Genomic DNA, 13,490 nt, shown 5'->3' with positions numbered 1-13,490 from the left:
ATTAATGACCCCTTCTCTTCTATGGTTATTCTTTAATTCAGATGTCACGGTTTGCGGCATCGAGCATCTCGATGGCCATATCGAGCAGTCTTTCTGGAAACTCTGGCTGTCTGAGCATATTCCAGCAGGTCATGACCGCCTCGGCATATTTGGGCTCAGTTTTCATACGCTCCGGATTGGCAGCCTGTATTAAGGATTCAAGAACTTTGCGCTTATCAAAATAAGCCTGTTCTTTTTTCATTTCATCAAGCAGTTCTTTCAGAGTCCAGGACTGGTTTGCAGGAGTTTGAACCGCAATAAACAGATCATCAAATCCATTTTTATCCAGCAGATCCGGAATCTTTTCAAGCCGCTCTCTAGGCATATCCGTCACATAGATTAAGGCGGGATTGCCATGCTTTTTATTCGGATAAACCTTCTTGCTTAAAGATGAAGCTACAGCATTCTGGACTGGACTTTCAGTCACCTGATCATCAGGAGCTTTTAAGAGTTCATCAATCGTATGGTCGAGCATTGATTCTGAGATCCATCGAATCTTCTGATCCTTGAATAAACTTTCTATTTTTTTTCTTTCCTTAGGATCCCTGAAATGACTTCCTTCGTAAATAAGTATCATAAAGCCCTCTTTTCTATTTCATATGAGTTTCTTCATTTGAGTTTCTCACATTCTGTCATCATGGAATTTGTAAGAAATATGTCAAGGATGTCGCCTGAACAGGATTTATCATAGCGCGAAATCTGTTAATATCATGGCATAGGTTTGCAGGCGTTAGCCGAATGCTTGATAAAACCATTGTATTTTCATGATTTTAATCATTTTAAGAGGAGGATTTGATTTGTGAAAAAGAAAACATCAAACCGTTCTGTATTGCCATCCAAAAAACGTCGGTTATTTTCTCTGATTTTTTCTCTTATTATAATGGTGCCGGCCATTATTATGACGGGATGTTCAGGCAAACCCGCACAAAAAGCAGAGATTGACCGAGTTTTTACGGCAATCAATCATCTGACTGAAGCAAAGACGCTCGAAGCGAAAGGCTCATTCGATATCACCGCTTTTGGTAAAGGCGATATTACCGTATGGATTGATAACGAAAACCAGTTTCAGATGGCCATTCAGGCTGATGACTCCAATGATCTTGGCTTCTATCTCAAAGATGGGAAAACCTATCTGAACTACTTTGGTACAAAGTCTCAGTCTGTCGCAGAAAACATCGGCATCGATCCAGATGTTCCTATGGACTTCTATAATCCACTGCTTGATATGTCAGCTGAAGAACGTGACGAGATCTTCAATGCCGTCAGTGTAAGCGGAGATACCTATACCCTTGATATTAATAAACATGCAATGGCTACCGTCCTTGACAATTTTGGCGGAGTCGGCGTAAAGCAGGCCAGTCTGGCAGTCACACTGGATGGCGATCAGGTAAAGCAAATGGTCTTCAAAGCGGATGTGCGCTCGCCGCTTTTACCCGGAAACAACCTGAAGATGTTTATTTCACTTGAAGTTGTTTCCATGAACCAGCCGCTTGATATTCCATGGCCTACAGATCTTGACAGCTACAAGACAGAAGAAGCTGAATAGATCCACCAAACATGACAATCTGATTTATCCAATTTTTGTCCCGGGATATCGGGGCTTTTTTTATGGTTTGACTCATTTTACCGCCATTTATTCATGAGCGAATTTCATGTTCATAGAATTGTTCTTTTTTCAAATATAGATCACAAAAATTTTTTTCAAATCATCGACAGAAGAATCTTATAATGAAAGTGCTTAATTGAATACCAGAGATCAGGTAGTTACTGCCTGATTGTAGCAGCTGGCCCATTCAGGCAGTGAGACTCAAATAAAAATTTTACCATTTAATCGAGGAAAAGAAACATGCAGACTATTAAAGAACTTTATAAGATCGGCCCAGGTCCTTCAAGTTCACATACCTTTGGACCAATGAAAGCCAGTCAGGACGTATTAGCTAAACATCCTGATGCGGATCATTTTAAAATCCGACTGATGGGATCGCTTGCCCTGACTGGAAAAGGCCACCTGACTGACAAAATCATTAAGAAAACTCTTCGTCCAAAAGAAATAGAAATTGAATTTGATTTCAATTCCCGTCCAGAACACCCCAATACGATGACGATCGAAGCTTTTAAGGATGGAAAATCATTGGGCATTCACGAATACATATCGATTGGCGGAGGGAAAATCATCATCGATCAGAACAAACCTGCTGATGCCAGGGAAATCTATCCTCATACTACGCTTGATGACATTCAGGCTTATTGCCGAAAGAATCATCTTCGACTGGATGAATACGTAAGCAGTATTGAAGATAAGGACTTTGATGCCTATATGACTAAAATTTATAAGGCAATGATTCAATCTGTCCGTAAAGGACTCTCCAAGACCGGAACTTTACCTGGTTCGCTCAAGCTTGACCGCATTGCCTATGCACTTTATGAATCAGCTCTCTCCTGTGATGTTGAAAGTGATAAAAATGCCCTGCTTTTACAATCATATGCTTATGCAGCCAGTGAACAGAATGCTTCTGGAGGAATCGTTGTGACCGCTCCTACCATGGGCAGCTGCGGTGTTATGCCTGCCCTTGTCTACCATTACTCGGAAGATCTCCATTATCCTAAGCGAATCATTCTGAATGCCTTAAAGACTGCAGGTTTGATTGGGGCCTTAATTCAGGAAAACGCAACTATTTCCGGTGCCAAGGCTGGCTGCCAGGCTGAAGTTGGGGCTGCCTGCGCCATGGGTGCTGCTTTTGCCGCCAGCTGTCAGCGTTTAAGCAACGAACAGGTTGAATGCGCAGCTGAAATCGGGCTTGAACACCATCTTGGACTGACCTGCGATCCTGTGGGCGGCTATGTTATGATTCCCTGCATCGAACGAAATGCAGTTGCAGTCACCCGGTCCGTTGATGCGGCCAGACTGGCTAAATACATCCGCAATGTGAAGAAAAATCGTGTCTCTTTTGATATGGTTGTTAAGACGATGAATCTGACGGGTAAAAAACTTCCTATGGAATTAAAGGAAACCTCGCTTGATGGTCTTGCCGTCGTTGTCCCGGCTGAAGAAGCCAGAAAGAAACTCGCTAAATAGTCTTTTTAAAATTTCAGATCACTGACAAAAAACCGATGCCTTCGATCATAGACCAGGAGCATCGGTTCTTTTTATTTGTTTTTGAGGTTATCATTCTGGGAATAGATTAACTCCAGGTTATTCCCATTCAATGACGCTGTAGCCAGATTTTTTCAATGCCTCAATTAAGGCCTCATCCACCGGCTGAACGGTGCGGATTAAAATCTTGGCAACATCACTTGAATAGCCATATACAGAGAGATTGCGGATCGAAATCCCTGCTTGCGCAAACAGGGAAGCAATTTTTTCGAGCACGCCAACCTGTTCGTTTGCATTCAATAAAATTCGACTTCCTTTTGAAGACCACCCAAGCATTTCAAGAAACGCTTTAAAAATGTCATTTTGCGTTAAGATTCCTGTGACCTTCTTGTCATCATTAACGACCGGAAGACATCCAATATCATTTTTGAGAAGTTTTTCTGTGGCCTGTTCCATCAGATCATTCTCATTCACATATACTGGATGTTTTACCATCACTGTCTTTACTTCTGTTTTGGATAACAGGTAATTCAGCTCATAAATACTTAATGAAGTTGCCGTATTGTCAGCAGCAATCATTCCTTCGGTAATTAGTCCAACCAGGCGATTATGAGAATCTACAACGGGAACGCGATGAATTTTGTGGAATTTCATCAGGTCAATTACAGCTGAAATTTTCTCAGCCGGATCCACTGTAAATGGATCTTTTGTCATAAAGTCTTTGACGCGAAACATGTTTTAACCTGTCCGTCAATCTTCGAACTCTGCAGTTCGAAGATTTCGGACTTCTCCTTTTCTTTTGGCTCTTTAAACAACCATTTTAATTGAATAATAATTCTTCAGAAATCAGAAATCATCGTGATCATTTCTTCAATCCATTCAATCAAATAGGAAATAAGCCGCTCAAATTCTCTTCTTGATTCAGATTACGCTGATATGTACAGATCAATTCCGATTGATCTAGGCTCTAAGCTCCACCAAGATAAGCTTCCTGAACGGCTTTGGAGCTGGCCAGTTCACTGGCTGGACCTTCAAGAGCTACATTTCCTGTTTCCATAACATAGGCATAGTCTGCGATCTGCAAAGCCATTCTCGCATTCTGTTCAACAAGCAGAATGGTTGTTCCAGCTTCATTGATGTCTTTGATAATCGAAAAAATTTCCTTGACCAGAATTGGAGCAAGCCCCATGGAAGGCTCATCTAGCAAAAGCAGTTTGGGTTTAGCCATCAGCGCTCTGCCCATCGCCAGCATCTGCTGTTCTCCGCCGGACAGAGTGGAAGCATCCTGATTTTTTCTTTTTTCAAGAATTGGAAACCTTTCATAAATCTTCTTGAGATCTTCGTTAATTCCCTGCTTATCCTTTCGAAGATAAGCACCCATCATGAGATTTTCATAAACGGAAAGGCCTGGAAAAACATGACGTCCTTCAGGCACCTGAACCAGACCGGAACTGACGATTTTCCGGGGCGAAACTTTATAGATGGAATCATCTTCAAAGACGACTTCTCCACCGCTCTTTTTGACGATTCCACTGATTGCCTGAAGCAGTGAAGTCTTCCCAGCGCCATTGGCACCGATCAAGGACACAATCTGTCCAGGTTCAACTTTCAGGGAAACTCCTTTTAAAGCCTCTATGGCTCCATAATGGACATGAAGATCCTTAACGTCGAGCATCGCCATCAGATTTCCTCCCCAAGATATGCGCTGATTACGAATTCATTGTTCTGAATTTCTTCAGGAGATCCTGAAGCGATCAGCTTTCCATAATTTAAAACATAAATCCGTTCACACACATTCATAACCAGCGACATGTCATGTTCGATCAGAATTACTGTCAGATTGTACTTCTTGCGAAGATGATCAATCAGATCCGTCAGTTCAGCTGTTTCCTGTGGGTTCATACCAGCTGCTGGTTCGTCAAGAAACAGGATCTTTGGTTCGGTTGCCAGAGCCCGGGCAATCTCCAGACGACGCTGCTCACCATAGGGCAGATTATCTGCTGCTTCAAAGCGTTTTTTATAAAGTCCAACATCCTTCAGGTATTCTTCAGCCTTTTCTTCAACCCAGCGCTCCGCATTATAAAACTTTGCGGTTCTTAACAGGGCTGAAGGGACTCCATAACCGACATTTTTCTGCATGGCGGTTTTGACATTATCGAGAACACTCATACTCTTGAAAAGACGGATGTTCTGAAAAGTTCTTGCTAAACCAAGTTCTGTAATCTTGTAAGGAGCAAGACCACCGATCTGTTTTTTTCCCTGTGTGGTTTCAAGTTCAATCAAACCTTCACTTGGCGTATATACTCCTGTCAGCAGGTTAAAGAGCGTTGTCTTACCGGCCCCATTCGGTCCGATCAGGCCGATGAGCTCCCCTTCATTAATTGACATGTTAATTCCGGAGACTGCAGCCAAACCGCCAAAGTTTTTGGATAGTGAACTTACTTTGAGTAACTCAGCCATAATACCTTCTCCTTGATCCCTTATTGGATGCACGGGCTTTCCATTTTTCCAGAAGTTTTTCGAGTGAGAATTCCCAGGTTCCAAGAATTCCCTGTGGACGGAAAATCATCATTAATACCAGGGCCGCACCATAAATGATCATTCGAAGATCGGTAAACTGCTGCAGATACATATTGAGCAATCCAATCAGAATAGCCGCAATGACAGAAGCAGACATACTGCCCATACCACCAAAAACCACCATAACGAGAATATCAATTGAACGGTTGAAGGTGAACTGTCCTGGAGTCAGTACATAGAAGTAGTTTGCCATGATGGCTCCAGCCAAGGACGCAAGAATAGCTCCAACTACGAAGGCAATAACCTTAAAGCGGGTTGTATTAATTCCCATGGCCTCAGCAGCGATTTCGTCATCATTGATTGCAATGCAGGCTCGTCCGGGAGCACTTTTAACAAAGCTTGTACAAATCATGATTGCAAGAATCATGCAGAAGAAGAAAATCGGCCATGTCGTCAGCTGCGGAATCCCCGTAAGGCCGGCTGCCCCATTCGTAATCTTCATGTTCTGAATGCAGATACGAATAATCTCAGAAAAACCTAATGTGGCGATCGCCAGATAGTCCCCTTTCAGCCGCAGGGTTGGAATGGAGACGATTAAGGCAGCAACCGTTGAAATCACAAAGCCCACAAGAATTCCTAACAGCATTCCCCAGTAATTGGGAATCATCTTGGTAATGATTCCGGCGCTGTAAGCTCCAATTGCCATGAATCCAGCATGGCCTAAAGAGAACTGACCACAGATTCCGACGATCAGGTTTAAGGAGACCGCCAGAATAATATTGATGCATATATTGAAAATTACGGACTGATAATAGCTGTTGATGATTCCCATCTGCATCAGAAGGGTCATCAGGGCAAAAAGAACCAGGACAAGAACAGTCCAGATTATGTTGGTTCTGCTCAACAAATTCTTCGACATGGCTTATACCTTTTCCTTTTCTGCTTTTCCAAATAATCCAGCCGGGCGGATAATCAAAACAAGAATCAGAATTCCATAGACAATCGCATCCCGATACATCGAGTTTCCATAGGCGGTTACCAGGGTTTCACAGATTCCGATAAAGAGTCCTCCGACCATGGCGCCAGGAATCGATCCAATTCCACCAAATACTGCTGCAACAAATGCCTTTAATCCAGGAACCATCCCCATCAGCGGAGTGGCTGAATTGTAATAGATTCCGACAAGAATTCCAGCGGCTCCAGCCAAAGCCGAACCCAGGAAGAATGTAAACGAAATGGTGTTATCTACTGAAATTCCCATCAGCTTGGCCGCGTTTTCGTCAGCTGAGACCGCACGCATAGCCCGCCCGATTTTTGTTTTCTGAATGATCAGAGTCAGAAGCACACATAAAACCAGAGTGACTGAGAATATGACAAACTGCAGATAAGTGATGGTGATCGGTCCAAAAGTCCACGACTGGTTTGGCAGGAGTGGTGGATAGGTTCGAACTGACGTACCCATGAAAAACTGTGTTGTGTACTCGATGACGTAGCTGACACCGATCGCGGTGATTAAAGCGGTAATCCTTGGAGCTTTGCGCAAAGGCTTGTACGCAATGCGTTCAATTAAAACTCCAAGCAGTCCGCAGACCACCATACAAACAAGCAGCGCAGGCAAAAAGCTCAACCCAAAATAGGTCGTTACCCAATAGGCGGTATAGGCGCCAATCATATATACATCGCCATGAGCGAAGTTAATCAGCTTGATGATGCCATAAACCATGGTGTATCCCAGAGCCACCAGCGCGTAAATGCTGCCCAGTGAAAGTCCATTGACCAGCTGCTGAAGAAATTGATCCATATATAAATGTTTCCTTTCGTGAATTGATCAGAATTTCCTTTCTTGGCGTTCAGTAAAACCGGAGTGATTTGCATAAAACAGCGCCGGGTTGACTGAAAAAGAACAAAAGCAGAGGATGGACTCCTCTGCTCAGTTTTCGAATCCGAATCAGTCTACTTTCTGTTCTGTCGTATTAGCCTGTTCTCCATCAACGAGTTCAACAATCAGGATGGACTTGTTAGGAGTATGAGTATCCTTGTCAAAAGTGAAGGATCCGGTAATACCGCTGAAGTTAGCGTTCTCGATTTCCTTGTTTAAAGCAGCTCCATCTTCGCCAGTTGCTTCCAGAGAGCTTAACAGCAGGTTTGTCGCATCGTAGGAAAGAGCGGCAAACATTCCCGGTTCTTCGCCATATTCAGCCTGATAATCATCGATGAATTTTTTCAGTTCATCGCTTGGATCTGCTGAAGTATAAGCAGTGGTATAGAAGATGTCGTTTGCATTGTCCTTGCCAATCTGATTACGGAAGTCTGCGGAGTCAAATCCATCAGCACCTGTGATTGGTACAGATACGCCATCTGCTTTCAGCTGATTTACGATCTGAGCACTTTCGTTGTAATAACCTGCAATGTAGATGCAGTCATAATCAAGAGATTTAATGCGGGTAACATAACTTGAGAAGTCTTTATCTCCGGCACCAAATTCAACAGTATCTACAATTTCTCCGCCAAGTTCAGTAAATTTCGTTTTGAATGCATCAGCAAGGCCGCGTCCATAGTCAGAGTTGGCATTGAAGATTACAACTTTTTTAGCTCCAAGAGTCTCATAGTCATAGACAGCCATACCAGCTCCCTGAACAGAGTCTTCGAAACATACGCGCCATGCGTATTCATAAGGAGTTCCATCCGCTTTCATCATGGCGTTCACCTGGGTAGCTGATGGTGAAATGACAGGAGTTGCTTTCTGAGAAGCAAAGTCATAAGTAGCAATGGAAGCTCCGGAAGTCGCTGGACCTACTACGCCCACAACACCGTCCTGCTCAACCAGGCGAGTGATTGCAGTGATGGATTCCTGAGTATCTCCCTTGTCATCAATTTCAACACCTTCAACAGTGAATGGTTTATCTTCGCGTTCATTGAAGTGTTTGATTGCAATTTTGGCACCGTTCAGTTCCTTGATTCCATAGTCGGACAGTTCACCGGTTAGCTCAAAGTTCAGACCGATTTTTACAGTATCAGAAACCTTGTTTCCAGAAGCCTGTTCAGTGTTCGTTTCTGAGCCAGCATTACTGTCGGCAGCATCAGAACTCGAATCAGCAGGAGCACTTGAGCAGCCTGCGAGCATAGCAGCCGAGAGAAAAACCGCTGCTGATTTCTTTGTCACATCGAAATTCATTTCTCATTTCCTCTTTCTATTTCGAATTCTTAATTCCTTAACAAATTATATTCATGATCTTAAACACATTTTCCCATAATAACAATCCGAAATTGAAAATTTTCGAAAGAGTAGGAAAAGTTTTCAGAAAAAAAGGCAATTCCCTTTCAGGAGATTGCCTTTATGAATGAGGTAAATGCTTACATTTGCACTCAGTCATTCCACTTGCCAATGGCATTTTTATTGTTATTAATCCGCTTCGGATTAAATAAACAGGCCGATCAGTCCGATACATGCCTGCAGCATCCAGCCAAGCATGGTCTGTCTCATCATCACCAATGGTCTGCTGAGAACACCCGTTGCGATTAACAGAATAAATAACAGCGTCGTCCATTGCGAGCCTGCCATCATCCGGTAATATTCACGATCCGGTAGAAAAGACCAGAAGATCTTTGCTCCATCGAGCGGTGGAATCGGAATCAGGTTAAAGATTCCAAATCCAATCGAGATCACCGCTGTATTCATCAGGACAGCTGCTATGAAGGCTCCAAATCCGCTGCTGACAAAAGCCGGAGCAAAAAATGACAACAGGGTATAGATCAGCAAAAAGACAAAAGCCAGAAGAAAGTTAGCGACTGGACCTGCAAAAGAAGTCCAGATAATCCCTGTCTTCTGATCCTTGTAATAGGATGGATCAATCGGAACCGGTTTAGCCCATCCAAATCCAAAGAGCATCAGGCATAAAAGACCTGTCCAATCGATATGAGCCAGAGGATTCAGAGAAAGCCGTCCTCTGATTTTTGCGGTTGGATCTCCAAGCCATGCCGAAACCAGTCCATGAGCCATTTCATGGACGGACATGGATAAAACGACCGCAATCACTGTGACCAGAATACTCAGCAGATCCATTCGCATCAGCGATGAAATCATACGTTAAACCTGAAATGCATCACATCGCCATCCTGAACGACGTAATCTTTTCCTTCAAGACACATTTTCCCAGCTTCCTTAATCGCCTGTTCGCTTTCCAGTTCATCCATGTCTTCGAAGCGGTAAACTTCAGCCCGGATAAATCCTCTCTGAAAGTCTGTGTGAATGACTCCAGCGCATTCTGGCGCCTTCATTCCATTATGGAAAGTCCAGGCGCGGCATTCATCTTCTCCTGCCGTCAGGAAGGTAGATAATCCAAGAATGTGATAGGCGGTCGTAATCAAGGCATCGAGTCCCGAATGAGGAAGACCAAGATCATCGAGGAAGGCATCCTTTTCTTCCTTATCCAGAGAAGCCAGATCTTCTTCAATCTTGGCACAGACTGGAACGATTTCTGCTCCTTCTTCTTTGGCTTTGGCAGCCAGCGCCTGATAATGTCTGGAAGATTCTGGATCAGAAATACCTTCTTCATCCAGATTGGCCACATAGATGACCGGCTTTGCGGTTAACAAATTGTACTGATTCATCAGCAGTTTTTCATCATCATTCAGTTCTAATGAACGAGCCGGCTTTTCAGATTCAAGATGCGGCTTGAGCTTCATCAGCAAATCGTATTCCTGCCTGATCTCCTTATCCTTGCTTGACTGAGCTTTACGGGCCACCTTACCAATTCGGTTTTCTACGGTTGAAAGGTCAGCCAGAATCAGTTCGAGATTGATAATCTCGGCATCACGAACCGGGTCAACACTGTTTTCCACATGAGTGATGTTTGCATCTTCAAAGCAGCGGACAACGTGACAGATTGCATCCGTCAGCCGAATGTTTGAAAGAAACTGGTTTCCCAGCCCTTCGCCTTTGGAAGCACCTTTTACCAGACCGGCGATGTCTGTAAATTCAAAGGTGGTATAGATTGTTTTTTTCGGATTAAAAATTTCTCTGAGACGATCAATTCTTTTGTCCGGCACTTCAACAACTCCGACATTTGGAGCAATGGTGGCAAATGGATAGTTTGCCGCCTCAACTTGCGATTTGGTAATCGCATTAAACAGGGTGGACTTACCAACGTTTGGAAGTCCAACAATACCTGCGGTTAAAGCCATAATTTAATTCTCCTCTACTGATTCAGCTTTTTTGACGATCCGTTTGATCTTACGGTCAAAATCCTGACGGCTCATCAGAATGCTGGTTTGACATCCCTGGCATTTGATGCGGATATCTGCACCCATTCGAATGATTTTAAATTCTTTCGATTTTTTGCAGGGATGCTCCTTTTTCATCTCGACGATATCGCCAAGACCATAATCGATCTTATTCATGAACAGTTTCCTTCTCGTGACGCTTGTACGCCCCAAGCGTATTGGCAAGCAGCATGCAGACTGTCATTGGACCAACCCCTTTGGGAACCGGCGTAATAACGCTTGCAAGGTCCCTGACGCGATCAAATGCGACATCTCCTTTCAGTTTGCCATCAACCCGGTTGATTCCAACATCAATGACAACTGCTCCATCTTTTACATACTCTTCGTCAATCATTTCCGGAACACCAATGGCTGCAACCAGAATATCGGCCTGTCTGCAGATTTCTTTCATATTCGGAGTCCTGGAATGTACGGTGGTTACCGTCGCATTGGCCTTCTGAAGCAGCAGAGCCAAAGGCTTGCCCACCAGATTGCTGCGTCCACAGACAACCGCTGTTTTGCCGGAAAGATCTTCTAAACCGGCTTCTTTAAGAATTTCCATTACACCTTTTGGAGTGCATGGTACAAACCCTTCTTCACCTAAAAGCAAAGCTCCGGCATTTACCGGATGAAGACCATCCACATCCTTGTCTGGTGAAATGGCATGAACCGCTTCTCTTTCACTTAGGTGTTCAGGAAGGGGCAGCTGAACCAGAATTCCATCGACTTCTGGATCGGCATTTTCTTTTGCGATGACTTCTGTTAATTCTTTCTGGGAAATGTTGCCGTCCAGAACGATGGTTCGATTTTCCATGCCTACTGCATGGCAGGCATTTCCTTTACTCTTGACATAGGACTGACTGGCAGGATTATCCCCGACCAGAATGACCGAAAGTCCCGGGACTCTTCTGCCTTCTTTTTTTAAGGCTTCAACTTCTGCAGCCATTTCTGATTTGAGCCGGCTTGAAAGTTCACTTCCATAAATAATCATCGAAATATTCCTCTCGTTCACTTCTTTTTCTCTAATGACGGGTTTCAGACCTGAGAAGATGGATAATGTGCTGTAAGAATGATCTCAACCGATGCCATTCCGATAAGGTTGATTATGAGATTCTATTTGAACTCTGTTTGAATTATTCATCATCCTTTTTAGTCAGCAGACAGACACAAAGAGCAGCAATCCCTTCCTGCCGGCCTACAAAACCCATTTTTTCGCCGCGGGTTGCCTTGATGGAAACCTGGCTGAGATCACATTTTGCGATCTGAGCTACATTGTAGCGCATTGATTCAACATAATCTTTAAGTTTTGGCTTTTCAGCCAGAACAGTGGCATCCAGATTTCCAATCCGATACCCCTCATCTTCCATCAGTCCGACCGTTCTTTTAAGAATCTCTTTGGAATCCATTCCTTTATAAGCCGGATCCGTATCGGGAAAATGATGTCCTAAATCGCCCAGAGCCAACGCGCCTAAAATGCTTTCAGCAATAGCATGAAGTAAAACATCTGCATCCGAATGACCCAGAAGGCCTTTTTCAAAGGGTATGGAAACTCCGCCCAGGATCAGCGGACGGCCTTCTACAAGCTGATGAATGTCAATAGACTGTCCGATGCGAATCATTGAATCACCCCGATCACACTCTTTCTTGAAGCAGCTTCATACGAAACTCCATTCGCTGCTTCTCCTGCAATCACAAATCCAATTCCTGTATAGGCCTCTGAATCAATGCCAGCCTGATTTAAAATTTCCTTGCCTTCTCTGGTTTCAAAGACCTCTCTGGCCCGGTTAATCCAGCAGCTGCCCAGACCTAATGAACAGGCTGCCAGCAGCATATTCTCGATTGCAGCCGCTCCGTCCAGCTCTCTGGTTGGCAGATCCTTTAAAACCAGGACCCCAAACACACAGGGGGCTCCGTAAAACGGGTCTCCCTGATAGTCTGGATTGGCTTTTCTCATCACATCCGCGTTGAGCTGTGAAAGAGTCTGAATAATTTTCGGATTGGTCACTGCTAAAAATGCAAAAGGCTGACGACCCTTAGCGCTCGGTGCATAAGAAGCAGCTGTCAGAATTTTTTCGATTTGTTTATTGGAGACTGGTTTGTCAGTATAGGCGCGCACTGACCTTCTTTTTAAAAGCAGATCATAGGCGCTCAGATTTTCTTCATTCATTTGCGTATCCTTTCCATCTTTTGCGAAAAAAACTTTGTCATACATATCTTACCAAATCTGAATTTTATGACTGAATCAGGTTAGAAGAAGAGCACCAGAATCAGACCAACAGGCGTTTTACTGCAAAGAGCTCTGTTCTTCTTCACTCTATATCTTCTTGATGTCTTCTTGACTCTCCTTACGGATATAACAAAGGATAGGGATTCACACGGTTAGTTAAGCATCAAGTACGGTGATTGAAATTGTGGATTTTCTGGTCAACCAGAACAAGAAAAAACGGTCTGAAGCAACAGACCGTTATTCTTTCTAATTTGTGATTATGATCCCACCTGGATCCTGCTTCGATTGTGAGAGCTCAATATCACGTTTCATTTCGGATATTTATGTTTTGTTCAACCTGAGCTTTGA

At 43.7% G+C, this 13,490-nt stretch carries 15 protein-coding genes; 2 read left to right on the top strand and 13 right to left on the bottom strand.

What is annotated here, in order from left to right; all coding sequences use genetic code 11:
- Positions 1-37: 37 nt before the first annotated feature.
- Complete coding sequence (locus tag BO222_RS11950) at positions 38-616, bottom strand: DUF3783 domain-containing protein (RefSeq protein ID WP_075820969.1); 579 nt, start codon at positions 614-616, stop codon at positions 38-40.
- Positions 617-838: 222 nt separating this feature from the next.
- Here BO222_RS11950 and BO222_RS11945 point away from each other — a divergent pair, with 222 nt between their 5' ends.
- Both BO222_RS11945 and BO222_RS11940 read left to right on the top strand, forming a co-directional pair.
- Positions 839-1,585, top strand: coding sequence for a hypothetical protein (locus BO222_RS11945; RefSeq protein WP_075820968.1), 747 nt, complete (start codon positions 839-841; stop codon positions 1,583-1,585).
- A gap of 300 nt (positions 1,586-1,885) precedes the next feature.
- Entirely contained in the window at positions 1,886-3,115 is a 1,230-nt protein-coding gene (locus BO222_RS11940; protein ID WP_075820967.1) for an L-serine ammonia-lyase, iron-sulfur-dependent, subunit alpha, read from the top strand.
- Positions 3,116-3,232: 117 nt separating this feature from the next.
- Here BO222_RS11940 and BO222_RS11935 read toward each other — a convergent pair whose 3' ends face one another.
- From BO222_RS11935 to BO222_RS11880, 12 genes are all read right to left on the bottom strand, one after another.
- On the bottom strand, positions 3,233-3,868 hold the full coding sequence (locus BO222_RS11935) for a CBS and ACT domain-containing protein (protein ID WP_075820966.1): 636 nt from the start codon (positions 3,866-3,868) through the stop codon (positions 3,233-3,235).
- A 232-nt stretch (positions 3,869-4,100) separates the two neighbouring features.
- On the bottom strand, positions 4,101-4,808 hold the full coding sequence (locus tag BO222_RS11930; protein WP_075821003.1) for an ABC transporter ATP-binding protein: 708 nt from the start codon (positions 4,806-4,808) through the stop codon (positions 4,101-4,103).
- 5 nt (positions 4,809-4,813) lie between these two features.
- The gene (locus BO222_RS11925; RefSeq protein ID WP_075820965.1) at positions 4,814-5,593 is read right to left on the bottom strand and encodes an ABC transporter ATP-binding protein; all 780 of its coding nucleotides are present in this window, start codon (positions 5,591-5,593) and stop codon (positions 4,814-4,816) included.
- Positions 5,586-6,572, bottom strand: coding sequence for a branched-chain amino acid ABC transporter permease (locus tag BO222_RS11920; protein ID WP_075820964.1), 987 nt, complete (start codon positions 6,570-6,572; stop codon positions 5,586-5,588). The genes BO222_RS11925 and BO222_RS11920 overlap by 8 nt, the downstream gene beginning before the upstream one ends.
- A gap of 3 nt (positions 6,573-6,575) precedes the next feature.
- Positions 6,576-7,454 carry a branched-chain amino acid ABC transporter permease gene (locus tag BO222_RS11915; protein ID WP_075820963.1) on the bottom strand — a complete coding sequence of 293 codons (879 nt, stop codon included), beginning with the start codon at positions 7,452-7,454 and terminating at the stop codon, positions 6,576-6,578.
- 147 nt (positions 7,455-7,601) lie between these two features.
- Entirely contained in the window at positions 7,602-8,828 is a 1,227-nt protein-coding gene (locus BO222_RS11910) for an ABC transporter substrate-binding protein (RefSeq protein ID WP_075820962.1), read from the bottom strand.
- Between the two features lie 243 nt (positions 8,829-9,071).
- Positions 9,072-9,737, bottom strand: a complete 666-nt coding sequence (locus BO222_RS11905) for a site-2 protease family protein (RefSeq protein ID WP_083647809.1) — start codon at positions 9,735-9,737, stop codon at positions 9,072-9,074.
- Entirely contained in the window at positions 9,734-10,837 is a 1,104-nt protein-coding gene (gene ychF, locus BO222_RS11900) for a redox-regulated ATPase YchF (RefSeq protein ID WP_075820961.1), read from the bottom strand. The genes BO222_RS11905 and ychF overlap by 4 nt, the downstream gene beginning before the upstream one ends.
- A 3-nt stretch (positions 10,838-10,840) precedes the next feature.
- On the bottom strand, positions 10,841-11,053 hold the full coding sequence (locus BO222_RS11895) for a DUF951 domain-containing protein (RefSeq protein ID WP_075820960.1): 213 nt from the start codon (positions 11,051-11,053) through the stop codon (positions 10,841-10,843).
- Positions 11,046-11,906, bottom strand: a complete 861-nt coding sequence (gene folD, locus BO222_RS11890; protein ID WP_434059357.1) for a bifunctional methylenetetrahydrofolate dehydrogenase/methenyltetrahydrofolate cyclohydrolase FolD — start codon at positions 11,904-11,906, stop codon at positions 11,046-11,048. The genes BO222_RS11895 and folD overlap by 8 nt, the downstream gene beginning before the upstream one ends.
- A gap of 142 nt (positions 11,907-12,048) precedes the next feature.
- Entirely contained in the window at positions 12,049-12,534 is a 486-nt protein-coding gene (ispF, locus tag BO222_RS11885) for a 2-C-methyl-D-erythritol 2,4-cyclodiphosphate synthase (RefSeq protein ID WP_075820959.1), read from the bottom strand.
- Complete coding sequence (locus BO222_RS11880; RefSeq protein WP_083647808.1) at positions 12,531-13,082, bottom strand: nitroreductase family protein; 552 nt, start codon at positions 13,080-13,082, stop codon at positions 12,531-12,533. The genes ispF and BO222_RS11880 overlap by 4 nt, the downstream gene beginning before the upstream one ends.
- Positions 13,083-13,490: the final 408 nt, after the last annotated feature.

Origin of the sequence: Ileibacterium valens (assembly GCF_001945525.1) — a bacterium.
GTDB lineage: Bacteria > Bacillota_I > Bacilli_A > Erysipelotrichales > Erysipelotrichaceae > Ileibacterium > Ileibacterium valens.
Note: the sequence above shows the minus strand (reverse complement) of the source record. Positions and strands in the feature narration are given on the sequence as shown.

Bases quoted from the DNA above. Each gene is read 5' to 3' on its own strand.
- BO222_RS11935 (WP_075820966.1), bottom strand. From the start codon at position 3,868: ATGTTTCGCGTCAAAGACTTTATGACAAAAGATCCATTTACAGTGGAT.
- BO222_RS11910 (WP_075820962.1), bottom strand. From the start codon at position 8,828: ATGAATTTCGATGTGACAAAGAAATCAGCAGCGGTTTTTCTCTCGGCT.
- BO222_RS11925 (WP_075820965.1), bottom strand. From the start codon at position 5,593: ATGGCTGAGTTACTCAAAGTAAGTTCACTATCCAAAAACTTTGGCGGT.
- ychF (WP_075820961.1), bottom strand. From the start codon at position 10,837: ATGGCTTTAACCGCAGGTATTGTTGGACTTCCAAACGTTGGTAAGTCC.
- BO222_RS11920 (WP_075820964.1), bottom strand. From the start codon at position 6,572: ATGTCGAAGAATTTGTTGAGCAGAACCAACATAATCTGGACTGTTCTT.
- BO222_RS11940 (WP_075820967.1), top strand. From the start codon at position 1,886: ATGCAGACTATTAAAGAACTTTATAAGATCGGCCCAGGTCCTTCAAGT.
- BO222_RS11880 (WP_083647808.1), bottom strand. From the start codon at position 13,082: ATGAATGAAGAAAATCTGAGCGCCTATGATCTGCTTTTAAAAAGAAGG.
- BO222_RS11930 (WP_075821003.1), bottom strand. From the start codon at position 4,808: ATGCTCGACGTTAAGGATCTTCATGTCCATTATGGAGCCATAGAGGCT.
- ispF (WP_075820959.1), bottom strand. From the start codon at position 12,534: ATGATTCGCATCGGACAGTCTATTGACATTCATCAGCTTGTAGAAGGC.
- BO222_RS11905 (WP_083647809.1), bottom strand. From the start codon at position 9,737: ATGATTTCATCGCTGATGCGAATGGATCTGCTGAGTATTCTGGTCACA.
- BO222_RS11915 (WP_075820963.1), bottom strand. From the start codon at position 7,454: ATGGATCAATTTCTTCAGCAGCTGGTCAATGGACTTTCACTGGGCAGC.
- BO222_RS11895 (WP_075820960.1), bottom strand. From the start codon at position 11,053: ATGAATAAGATCGATTATGGTCTTGGCGATATCGTCGAGATGAAAAAG.
- folD (WP_434059357.1), bottom strand. From the start codon at position 11,906: ATGATTATTTATGGAAGTGAACTTTCAAGCCGGCTCAAATCAGAAATG.
- BO222_RS11950 (WP_075820969.1), bottom strand. From the start codon at position 616: ATGATACTTATTTACGAAGGAAGTCATTTCAGGGATCCTAAGGAAAGA.